The sequence below is a fragment of the Komagataeibacter sp. FXV3 genome, assembly GCF_015155755.1.
GTDB lineage: Bacteria > Pseudomonadota > Alphaproteobacteria > Acetobacterales > Acetobacteraceae > Komagataeibacter.
Genome location: NZ_VWPI01000123.1, coordinates 1 through 11,296, shown reverse-complemented (window position 1 = coordinate 11,296; position 11,296 = coordinate 1). Strand labels below are relative to the sequence as shown.

Here is an 11,296-nt window from a genome sequence, read left to right as displayed (position 1 = left end):
AGAGACAGATGCGGTGGTGATCGTCGCGGGCCTGCCGTTCGGGGTGGCGGGCAGCACCAACACGCTGCGGATCGCCATGGTTACCTGATCAGGCATTATCAGAAGTCTTTGGATGCCGCCTTTTTCAAAAAGGCGGCGTTTCCTGAAGCTTTTTGAAAAAAGCTTCATCAAAAACTTCTATTTTTATAAATCAGTTCTTTAAAATAATCGTTTATTCAGGCCTGCCGGTTTTCGATCAGGCTGCGCCGGATGGCGCGGCTGCGCTGGATACGGCTGACGATCACGTCCTCATTCCCCGTGCGGATGGCATCGCCCATGGCTTGCGCATCCGCGATGAAGCGGTCGAGCATGTCCAGCAGCGCCTCGCGATTGTTCAGGAAGATGTCGCGCCACATGGTCGGATCGGACGCCGCGATGCGCGTGAAGTCGCGAAAGCCCGACGCCGCGAAATCCAGCACTTCCGACCGTGTTTCATCCGCCAGGTCATCCGCCGTGCCGCATATGGTGAAGGCCAGCAGGTGGGGCAGGTGGCTGACAATGGCGCAGACACGGTCATGATGGTCAACGGTCATGCTGCGCACGCGCGCGCCCATCATTTCCCATAATGCCGTGATGCGGGCAATGGCGGCTTCCGGTGTGTGCGTGGGCGGGGTCAGCAGGCACCAACGGTCCTCGAACAGGGTGGCGAAGCCCGCATCGGGGCCTGAAAATTCGGTGCCCGCCATGGGGTGCGCGGGCACGAAGGCAATATCGGGATACCGGGTCAGCAGCGGCTGCATCGCCTCCATCACCGTGACCTTGACCGATCCCACTTCGCTCAGGATCGCCCCCTTTTTCATGACGGGCATGACCTGGGCCGCCACCATGGCGATCGCGCCCACGGGCACGCATATGATGACACAGTCCGCATCCCGCGCGGCCGTGGCCGGATCGGATTCCACGACATCGGCAATGCCCAACTCGGCCACGCGGGCGCGGACTTCAGGGCTTATGTCACAGGCCACCAGCCGGCGCGCGATGCGTCGGTCCTCCATCCCCCGGCGCAGGATGGATGATCCGATCAGGCCGGGGCCGATGATGACCAGCGTATCGAACAGGGGTACGGTTTGGTCCGTCATGATGGGAAATGTCTGTCTGTCTGAAGGGGCACGGGACGCATGCGGGATCAATCCCGCGTGATGTCCGTGGGTGGGGTGGAATCGTGAATGGAGACGGGGGCGGCGGCCGGTGCGGTTTCCCCCTGTGTGGAGCGGCGGCGCAGGGCACGCATTTCCATCGCCTGCCACAGCAGCAGCATGGGAATCCCGATCACCAGTTCACGCCCGCGCCGCAGCAGCGACAGCCCCAGCGAGACGGAAGGCGCGATGCCAAAGGCGGAACCAAGGGCCATGTAAGCGGCTTCCTGCACACCCAGTCCCGCCGGCACCAGGAACGAGACGGACATGATGCCGCAGGCCACGCCTTCGATCGCGATGGCGCCACCGAAGCCGAGATGCGCGCCAAGGAAGTAATAGGCCACCCAGATCGTCGCCGCACTGCCCAGCCAGCCCACGTAATGCAGCAGCGCGCCCTGCACGATGCGGCTGGGATGGGACCAGATGGCGTCAAAGCGTTCCTGTATGCTGTCCGCACTGCTCAGCATCGCGTCCTGCCACTGGGCAGCCATGTTGTTGCCCAGCATCTTGCCCGCGCGCTTGAGCAGGTCACCCCCGCGGCGCTGGGTATAGATGAAGCCCGCGATGCCCATGCTCAGCAGCACGAGGCCGATCATGACCGGACGGGCAAAGGGGCTGGACTGCTGGTGGGCCACCAGGCACGCCACGGCGGTCAGGATGAACAGGATCTGGCCCATGACTTCGGTGGTGATGTCCACCAGGTTGGCGCAGGCGGCCTCGCTCCCATCCACATGGCGGCCCTTCGCCCCGGCGAACAGGTCGCTCGAACACGTGGCCCTGATCCCCAGCACCATGCCGCCCAGCTGTGAAAACGGCAGGCAGGACGCGGCGGCGTCACGAATCATGCGCGAAACCAGCAGCTGCACGAACGGAATATCCCGGCAAGCTGCGTGCCACGCAAGACCCAGTATTGCATCGACTGCAAGCTGGGCCATGACGGTCGCCATGAAGCCGGTGAACCCGATGGAGACGATGGCCTTCATGACCGAACCCGCGCCAAGCCACGCGGTGCAGCCTGTAAGCAGGGCCAGGCCAAGGATGGCCAGCAGGATGGTGAGCTTTCTCAAAAAAGATCCGTCTTGGTCTGTTGGCGTGGGAACACCGGGTAAAATTCGTGCCGCACTGGCCGGTTGTGCCTGACTTACACTACAGCAGGGTCTGGCGCCACCGGGAGGTGTCGGGATAAATGGAACGCCCCCTGGTTGCGAGTCCGTAATCGCAATCGTGATTTCTGTCCCCTGACGGAGCGATCGTTCAGACCATGACTGCCCCAACCCTTGTAACCGGTGCGACCGGTTTTGTCGGCTCCGCCGTTGCCCGTAATCTGGTGGAGCGTGGCCATACACTCCGGCTCATGGTGCGCAAGGGAAGCGACCTGACCAACCTGCGTGACCTTCCCGCCGAACTGGTGGAAGGGGACCTGTCCACCCCCGACAGCTTTGACGCAGCGGTAAAGGGCTGCCGCTACGTGTTCCACGTGGCGGCGGATTACCGGCTGTGGGTGCCTGACCCGGTGCCGATGATGATCGCCAACGTCGAAGGCACGCGCGCGCTGATGCTGGCCGCACAGAAGGCCGGGGTGGAGCGGATCGTGTACTGTTCGTCCGTCGCCGCCCTTGGCCTGATCGGGGATGGCACGATTTCCGATGAGGAAACGCCGGTCCATGAACATGGCGTGATCGGCATCTACAAGCGGTCCAAATACCGCGCCGAGCAGGAAGTCCTGCGCCTGGTGCATGAACGCGCGCTGCCTGCCGTGATCGTGAACCCGTCCACTCCCGTGGGCCCCCGTGACATCAAGCCCACGCCCACGGGGCAGATGATCCTGGACTGCGCGGCGGGCCGCATGCCGGCCTATGTCGATACCGGCGTGAACATCGTGCATGTGGATGACGTGGCCGAAGGGCACGCGCTGGCGCTGGAACGGGGGCGGATCGGGGAAAAATACATCCTTGGCGGCCAGAATTACCTGCTGCGCGACCTGTTCGCCATGACGGCGGAAATCGCGGGCGTGGCCCCGCCGCGCATAAGCCTGCCGCAGGCCGTGATCTGGCCCGTGGCCGTGGCCAGCGAATGGCTGTCGCGCGCCTTTGGCATCGCGCCAAGGGTCACGACCGAAATGCTGGCCATGTCACACAAGAAGATGTTCTTTTCCTCTGACAAGGCGATCCGGGAACTGGGCTATGCCCCCCGTCCCGCGCGTGAGGCGGTGAAGGACGCGATTGACTGGTTCCGACAGCATGGAATGCTGGATTGAGGACCCTGTCATGTTACTGCTTCCCCTATCCATTCTGGTGTTCGTTATCTGGATCGGGCTGATTTTCTGTCATGGCTGGTTCTGGCAGGCCGGGCCGGTCCTCTCCCCCGTGCGGGGCGCGCAGCTTGAACGCGCGGACTGCCCCGAAGTCTGCATCGTGGTGCCCGCGCGGGACGAGGCCCCGTCGGTCAAACAGTGCATCGCGTCGCTGCTGGCGCAGGATTATCCCGGCCTGCTGCACGTCATTCTGGTTGACGACAACAGCACCGATGGTACGGGGCGGCTGGCGCGATCCGTGCCCGACCCCCGGCGCCGGCTGACAGTGGTCAGCGGAAAGGCGCGGCCGGCCGGCTGGAGCGGCAAGCTGTGGGCCGTGGCGCAGGGTGTTGCCCGGGCGCGCGAGATGGTGCCCGATTCCAGTGGTTTCGTGCTGCTGACCGATGCGGACATCACCCATGACCCGCGCCATGTCTCGACACTGGTGGCCAAGGCGCAGGCGGGGAAGCTGGACCAGGTTTCGGAAATGGTGGAACTGAACTGCGCAAGCCCAGCCGAGCGCATGCTGGTCCCGGCGTTCGTGTTCTTTTTCGCGCTGCTCTATCCCTTCGCCAGCGTGAACAATCCGCGCAGCAGGGTTGCGGGGGCGGCAGGCGGCACGGTGCTGGTGCGCTGGAGCGCGCTTGCCCGCATTGGCGGGATCGAAAGCCTGCGCGGCGCGCTGATCGATGACTGCACGCTGGCCGCCCATGTCAAGCACAGTGGCGGCCGGATCTATCTGGGACATAGCTGCCTGGCCCGTTCCATCAGGCCCTATCCCCATCCGTCGGATATCTGGCGCATGGTGGCGCGCACGGCCTATGTGCAGCTTGGGTATTCGCCGCTCATGCTGGTGGGGACCGTGATCGGCATGGTGCTGGTGTGGATCGTGCCGCTGCAGCTTGCGCTGTTCAGCCATGGCCTGCCGTGCCTGCTGGGGGCGGGGGCATGGGTCATGTCCATGGCGTCGTACACCCCCACCCTGCGGCGTTTCAACCAGTCGCCGTCATGGGCGCTGTTGCTGCCGGTCATTGCCGGGTTCTATACGCTGGCGACGGTGGGTTCGGCGCTGGACCACCATCGGGGGCGGGGCACGGTATGGAAAAACCGCGCCTATACCGAACCGGATGGTGCGATTTCGACACATATGCGCGGTGAGGGCACCGCAGCCGTAATGAACCGCAGCATGGGGGATGATGTAGGGTGAACACTGATGAGCGGAACGTGTGGGGCAGCGAGGATGTCTCGTCGGGCAAGGATGCCGGGGACGAGAATTTTCCCGTAGGCTCCCTGCTGATCAGCCGCAGGCTGCGTCCGCATGTCCATGCCTATTATGATTTTGCCCGCGTGATTGATGATATCGTCGATACCGACCGGCTGGATGCGGATGCCAAGATCACCCGCCTCAACGCCATGGAGGACGTGGTGCTGGGCAAACGCACCGCACCGCAGCGGCCGGACGCACAGACGGCGGTGCGCGTGGGCCGCACGCTGGCGCAGACCGGGGTTTCCACCGATACCGCCACCGACCTGATCGTGGCCTTCCGGCAGGATGCGGTGAAGAACCGTTACGATACGTGGGAGGAGCTGGAGGAATACTGTCGTTATTCCGCCAATCCCGTCGGCCGTTTCCTGCTGGAACTGCATGGGGAGAGTGCTGGCACGTTTGCTGCGTCCGACGCGCTGTGCACCGCGCTGCAGATCATCAACCACCTGCAGGACTGTGCCGATGACCTGCGTGATCTTGATCGCTGCTACCTGCCGCGCCCGTGGCTGGCGCGCGAAGGGGTCACGGTGGATGACCTGCGCCACGGCTATGCGTTGCCGGGCATGCGCCGGGTGTTCAATGCGCTGCTGGACCGGCTGGATGAACTGAACCGTCATGCATCGCTGCTGCCCGGCCTGATCCGTGACCGGCGCATGCGCATGGAGGCGGCGGTGATCGTGGGCCTGTCAAAGCGTCTGGCGCAGCGTCTGCGGGTGGAAGACCCCATCGCAAGCCGGGTCAAGCTGTCGCGCATGGATGTGGTGCGCGCGGTGGCGGGGGCCGTGCGCACGCTGGTCTGAGGGGACGGGATTTTGTCCTTGGTCGTGATTGCCGCTAAGAACAGGCGGAACTGAAATTCGTAAAGTGAACGGAACACGCGGGAATGGGTTTTTTGCGCGCGCGGCATGATGAGGCCCCGGTACTGGGCTGCGATCCCGCCGATCTGGCCGAGGTGGAGCAGATCGTGGTGCGGTCTGGCACATCCTTTGGCAAGGGAATGCGTATCCTGCCGCCCGACCGGCGGTATGGCATGTATGCGGTCTATGCCTTCTGCCGCCTTGTCGATGACGTGGCCGATGATGAAGGCGAGCAGGACGACAAGTGCCGCAGGCTGGAAGAATGGCGCGCGCGCATTACCCGGCTGTATGCGGGCGAGGCGCGTGATGGCATCGACCGCGTGCTGCTGGCGACCATCCGCCGTTTCGACCTGCGCCAGCAGGACTTCAATGACGTGATCGACGGGATGGAAATGGATGCCCGTGGTCCCATCGTCGCACCGGATGAGGCGACATTCGACCTGTACTGTGACCGCGTGGCGTCTGCCGTGGGGCGGCTGTCGGTACGGGTATTTGGCGATTCCTCAGTCCATGCGGATCAGGTTGCCTACCATCTGGGGCGTGCGCTGCAGATCACCAACATCCTGCGTGACGTGGCGGAGGATGCACGGCTGGGCCGGCTGTACCTGCCGCGCGAACTGCTGGAACGCTTTGGCATCGTGCCCGAACCCGACGCCGTGGTGCGCGCCCCCCGGCTGGAACAGGTGGGGCGTATCCTTGCCGGTCGGGCGCATGACCATTTCCGGGCGGCTTCGCGTGCCATGCGGCTGTGCGACCGTACGGCCATGCGGCCCGCGCGTGTCATGGGCGCGACCTACGCCGCCATCCTGGCCGCGCAGGAACGGCAGGGATGGGGCACGCCCGAAAAGCGCGTTTCCCTTTCCCGCCCGCGCAAGGTGCTGGTCGCGCTGCGCGCACTGGTGGCCTGATCCATGTCGGGACATGTCCATATTGTTGGTGGCGGGCTGGCCGGTCTGTCGGCGGCGGTTGAACTGGCGGGCGGCAGCGAGCGTGTCAGCGTATACGAGGCCGGTCCCGCCTGTGGCGGCCGGGCACGGTCCTATCTCGACCGGCAGCTGGGCTGCCGGATCGACAATGGCAACCATCTGCTGCTGTCGGGCAACCCGGCGGTATACCGCTATCTTGGCCTGATCGGGGCGCAGGATACGCTGGTGGGGCCGAAGCGACCGGTTTTCCCGTTCGTGGACCTTGCCGACCGGCTGCGCTGGACGCTGGACCTGTCACGTGGGCGGGTGCCGCTTTGGGTGCTGTCGAAGCGCAGGCGCGTGCCGGGCATGCGTCTGGCCGAACTGCGCGGCCTGCTGGCGCTGATGGAGGCAACGCCGGACATGGTGGTGTCCGACTGCCTGCAGCCCGGCAGCCTTGCGCGCCGCCTGCTTGAACCCTTTGCCATATCCGTCCTCAATACCATGCCCGACACCGGCAGCGCCGCCCTGCTGGGTGCGGTGGTGAAGGAAAGCCTTGCGCGCGGCGGACGCAACTGCCTGCCGCGCTTTCCGGCAGAAGGCCTGTCCGAAAGCTTCGTGGACCCGGCCCTTGACCACCTGTCGGTATTGAAGGCCGAAGTGCGGACCGGCAGCCGCGTCAGCGCGGTCGAGATGGCCGATGGCAGCGTCACGGCCCTGCATCTTGGGAATGAGCGGATTGCGCTGGGGCCGGAAGATACGGTCATCATGGCGGTGCCTGCCCCCGTGGCGACCAGCCTGCTTGCGGCCGACCTGCCGGGGTTCAGCGCCCCGGACCAGTTCGAGTCGATCCTGAACGCGCATTTCCTGCTGCCGCATGCCCCTGTGCTGACCGGTGGACTGGCGCAGGCCCGCTTCATCGGGGTTGTGGGCGGCATCAGCGAATGGGTGTTCGTCAAGGACAGGATCCTGTCGGTCACGGTCAGCGCCGCCAACCGCTACGCTACGCGCGATCTGGATGAACTGGCGGCCATCATCTGGAACGAAGTCCGCGCCGCGATCGACCCGGCAGCGACAGTACCCCTGCCGGTGGCCATGCCGCCGCTGCGTATCGTGCGTGAAAAACGCGCGACCTTTGCCGCAACCGTGCCGCAGGACCGCCTGCGGCCCGGCATGCGGACCATGGCGCCCAACCTGCTGCTGGCCGGTGACTGGACGGCAACGGGATTGCCCGCCACAATCGAGGGCGCGATCAGGTCAGGCCATGCCGCGGCACAGGCTGTCCAGGCCCGTCGGGGTGCGCCCGGCCGACCGAAATGATGATGTACGGATCTGCAACAGGCCCCCGTGATGACACGGGGAACATGGAATAATGGCAAAGACAACCGAGACCCCGACCGTTACCCGTCCCCGCAGGACGACCACATCCACCCGCAGGGCGGCCACGCCCAGGGTGGCGCCAGACGCGCCGCTGGATCAGGCCGAACTGGATCAGGCCGTGACCCGTGCGCATGCGGCGCTGGGCAGGCGGCAGGCGGATGACGGGCACTGGGTCTTTGATCTTGAAGCCGATGCCACCATTCCGGCGGAATACGTGCTGCTGGAACATTATCTGAACCGCATCGACCCGGACCTGGAACAGCGGATCGGCATATACCTGCGCCGTATCCAGGGGGACCATGGCGGCTGGCCGCTGTATCAGGACGGTAAGTTCGACCTGTCGGCTTCGGTCAAGGCGTATTTTGCCCTCAAGGCGATTGGCGACAGCGTGCATGCGCCGCACATGGTGCGCGCACGGCAGGCCATCCTTGACCATGGCGGGGCGGAACGGACCAATGTGTTCACCCGCATCCAGCTTGCCCTGTTTGGCGATGTGCCGTGGGAAGCCGCCCCCGTCATGCCGGTCGAGATCATGCTGCTGCCACGCCGGGCGCTGTTTTCGATGTGGAACATGTCGTACTGGTCGCGCACGGTCATCGCGCCCCTGCTGGTGCTGGCGGCCCTTCGTCCCACCGCTGTCAATCCGCGCCGGGTGCATGTGCACGAACTGTTCGTGACATCGCCCAAAAAGGTACGGGACTGGATTCGTGGGCCATACCGCTCCGTCTGGGGACATGTGTTCCGGTATGCGGATGCGGTGCTGCGGCCTGCTGAACGCCTGATCCCTGAAAAGACCCGCCGTCGGGCCATAAAGGCGGCGGTCGATTTCATTGAACCCCGCCTGAACGGGCTGGACGGTCTTGGGGCCATCTATCCCGCCATGGCCAATACGGTCATGATGTTCCGCGCGCTGGGGATATCGGACGAAGACCCGCGTGCGCAGACCGCGTGGGAGGCCGTAAGGCGCCTGCTGGTCAATCAGGGCAGGGAAACCTACTGCCAGCCCTGCGTCTCCCCCGTCTGGGATACCGGCCTTGCCGGTCATGCCATGATCGAGGCCGCATCCGGCCCCGGCGGCATTGCACCGGAGGAAACGAAGCAGAAGCTGGCAACCGCGGGCAAATGGCTGCGTGAACGCCAGATCCTGAACGTCAGGGGTGACTGGGCGCTCAACCGTCCCGATGTCCGGCCCGGCGGGTGGGCATTCCAGTACGCCAACGACTATTACCCCGATGTGGATGACACTGCCGTTGTCGGCATGCTGCTGCACCGCGATGGTGACCCTGCCAATGCGGATGCGATTGCCCGTGCGCGGGAATGGGTCATCGGCATGCAGAGCAGCAATGGCGGCTGGGGTGCGTTCGATGTTGATAACAGCCGCGACGTGCTCAACCACATTCCCTTTGCCGACCATGGCGCGCTGCTCGACCCGCCCACGGCGGATGTGACGGCGCGCTGCATTTCCTTTCTGGCGCAGTTGCGCCAGGTCCAGGACCATGCCGCGATCGAACGCGGTATCGCCTGTCTGCGCCGGGAGCAGGAAAAGGACGGATCGTGGTTCGGGCGCTGGGGCACCAACTACATCTATGGTACGTGGTCCGTGCTGTGTGCGCTCAATGCCGCCGGGATGCCGCATGACGATCCCATGATCATCCGCGCGGTTGACTGGCTGCGCCGCCACCAGCGCGCCGATGGCGGCTGGGGCGAGGGCTGCGACAGTTATGAAGGCGGGGTGCATGGCGATTATAAACAGAGCCTGCCATCCCAGACCGCATGGGCCGTTCTGGGCCTGATGGCGGCTGGCCTGCGTGATGATCCCGCCGTGGCGCGTGGCATTGCCTGGCTGGGCCGCACGCAGGGAAAAAATGGCGAATGGAAGGAAGAACCGTATAACGCCGTAGGTTTCCCCAGGGTGTTTTACCTGCGGTACCATGGCTACCGTCAGTTCTTCCCGCTGCTGGCCCTGTCACGGTACCGGAACATGCAGATCGGCAATATCGGCCGCGTTGGCTACGGCTTCTGATAACGGGGGAAATGCCTGCAATGTCCAACAGTGTATCTGCCGCCCCATTTTCCCGACTGGGTATTGTGGTGGGGATGGAGGCGGAAGCCGCCCTGATCCGTCCCTTCCTGCCGACGGCCCGTTTCGGGCTGAGTGGGGCGACCCTGTCCGGTGCGCGTCAGGCGGTGCTTGACCTGCTGGAAGGCGGGGTGGACGCGCTGCTGTCGTTCGGGCTGGCGGCGGGGCTGGACCCGGCGCTGCAGCCTGGGGCGGTCGTCATGCCGCGTCATGTCGTGGTCAATGGGGAACGTCTGGCCGCAGCCTCTGCCCTGCTGGACTGGCTGGGGGCGGACCGGGCGGATGTCATTGATGGCGACCTGCTGCATAGTGACGTGATCGTCACCGCGGCTGCACGCAAGATGGCGCTGTTCCGGCAGACCGGCTGCGTGGCGCTGGATATGGAAAGTGGCGTGGTGGCGGAAATGGCCGCGGCCCGGCAGGTGCCCTTTGCGGTCATGCGCGTGGTGTGCGATCCGGCGGACCGGACCCTGCCGCCTGCCGCGGTCGTGGCGCTGCGGCCCGATGGCAGTCTGGCGGTGGGCGCGCTGGCGCGCAGCATCCTGTGCAACCCGTTCCAGATTCCGGCGCTGATCCGGGTGGGGCGTGATGCGGGGCAGGCGCGCATGGCGGCAAAGGCCGCGCTGGAACGGCGTTTTTCCTGATGGGGCCACGCGCTTATCTGCCGGTGGCACCCATCCCATACGCGGATGTGATATGCGCTGACGTGACAATAGGCAGCGCGTGTCTGGTGCTGGGCGCAAAATATTGATCATAACTGATTGATTTAAAATGAACTTTTAGGGCGGTGCCGCGATAGGATCCTGTCTGGCGGGGACATGGCATGCAGGTCGTTATCTGTGATTGTGCTTCCCTGACTGTTATCTGTGATGCAACCAATTGATTCGCATCAATGTCAGGCACTGCAGATCAGCGTGACATACGACCGGTTGTAAAAAAACAGGGGGAAACAGGCATGACACGCGCTGTGCTGGCACTGAACGCAGGATCATCCAGCCTGAAGTTCGCCCTGTTTGCCATTGAACCGGGGGAAACCGCCGCGTCCCCCAGCCACCGCATTGCGTCGGGGGAACTGGAGGGAATCGGCATCCATCCCCATTTCGTCGCCCAGGATGCGTCGGGGCGGGTGCTGGTTGATGAAAAATGGGCTCCCGTGGCCGAGGGGGCCGGGGATACGGCGCATCACGGCCCCATGGCGACCCTTATGGAATGGGTTGGCAAACAGCTGGGCGACGTTGATCTCATGGCGGTTGGCCACCGTGTGGTGCATGGTGGCCCGGAATTCATCGCCCCCGTGCGGGTGACGCCTGACATACTGGCCCGCCTTGCGGCCCTGACC

The 11,296-nt window shown here is 64.6% G+C and carries 9 protein-coding genes and 1 pseudogene; 8 read left to right on the top strand and 2 right to left on the bottom strand.

Annotated features, from left to right (window positions below; genetic code table 11):
• Positions 1 to 215: 215 nt before the first annotated feature.
• The gene (locus F1542_RS10935; protein WP_193733062.1) at positions 216 to 1,118 is read right to left on the bottom strand and encodes a prephenate dehydrogenase/arogenate dehydrogenase family protein; all 903 of its coding nucleotides are present in this window, start codon (positions 1,116 to 1,118) and stop codon (positions 216 to 218) included.
• Between the two features lie 47 nt (positions 1,119 to 1,165).
• A complete protein-coding gene (locus F1542_RS10930) occupies positions 1,166 to 2,242 on the bottom strand; it encodes a lysylphosphatidylglycerol synthase domain-containing protein (RefSeq protein WP_193733061.1) in 1,077 nt (358 codons plus the stop codon).
• A gap of 194 nt (positions 2,243 to 2,436) precedes the next feature.
• On the opposite strand from F1542_RS10930, the gene hpnA reads away from it, so the two are divergent.
• The 8 genes and pseudogenes from hpnA to F1542_RS10890 form a co-directional block, all read left to right on the top strand.
• Positions 2,437 to 3,432 (top strand): hopanoid-associated sugar epimerase, encoded by a 996-nt coding sequence (hpnA, locus tag F1542_RS10925; protein ID WP_010511505.1) that lies wholly within the window; start codon positions 2,437 to 2,439, stop codon positions 3,430 to 3,432.
• Between the two features lie 10 nt (positions 3,433 to 3,442).
• Positions 3,443 to 4,675, top strand: a complete 1,233-nt coding sequence (locus F1542_RS10920; RefSeq protein WP_193733060.1) for a glycosyltransferase — start codon at positions 3,443 to 3,445, stop codon at positions 4,673 to 4,675.
• Positions 4,672 to 5,535 carry a squalene synthase HpnC gene (hpnC, locus tag F1542_RS10915; RefSeq protein ID WP_193733059.1) on the top strand — a complete coding sequence of 288 codons (864 nt, stop codon included), beginning with the start codon at positions 4,672 to 4,674 and terminating at the stop codon, positions 5,533 to 5,535. The genes F1542_RS10920 and hpnC overlap by 4 nt, the downstream gene beginning before the upstream one ends.
• 83 nt (positions 5,536 to 5,618) lie before the next feature.
• The gene (gene hpnD / locus F1542_RS10910; protein WP_193733058.1) at positions 5,619 to 6,500 is read left to right on the top strand and encodes a presqualene diphosphate synthase HpnD; all 882 of its coding nucleotides are present in this window, start codon (positions 5,619 to 5,621) and stop codon (positions 6,498 to 6,500) included.
• A gap of 3 nt (positions 6,501 to 6,503) precedes the next feature.
• Positions 6,504 to 7,817 (top strand): hydroxysqualene dehydroxylase HpnE, encoded by a 1,314-nt coding sequence (gene hpnE / locus F1542_RS10905; protein ID WP_193733057.1) that lies wholly within the window; start codon positions 6,504 to 6,506, stop codon positions 7,815 to 7,817.
• Between the two features lie 52 nt (positions 7,818 to 7,869).
• On the top strand, positions 7,870 to 9,900 hold the full coding sequence (gene shc / locus F1542_RS10900; protein WP_227672675.1) for a squalene--hopene cyclase: 2,031 nt from the start codon (positions 7,870 to 7,872) through the stop codon (positions 9,898 to 9,900).
• Positions 9,901 to 9,920: 20 nt separating this feature from the next.
• Entirely contained in the window at positions 9,921 to 10,601 is a 681-nt protein-coding gene (locus tag F1542_RS10895) for a hypothetical protein (RefSeq protein ID WP_193733056.1), read from the top strand.
• A 311-nt stretch (positions 10,602 to 10,912) separates the two neighbouring features.
• Positions 10,913 to 11,296: pseudogene (locus tag F1542_RS10890) on the top strand (acetate kinase); the annotation flags it as partial.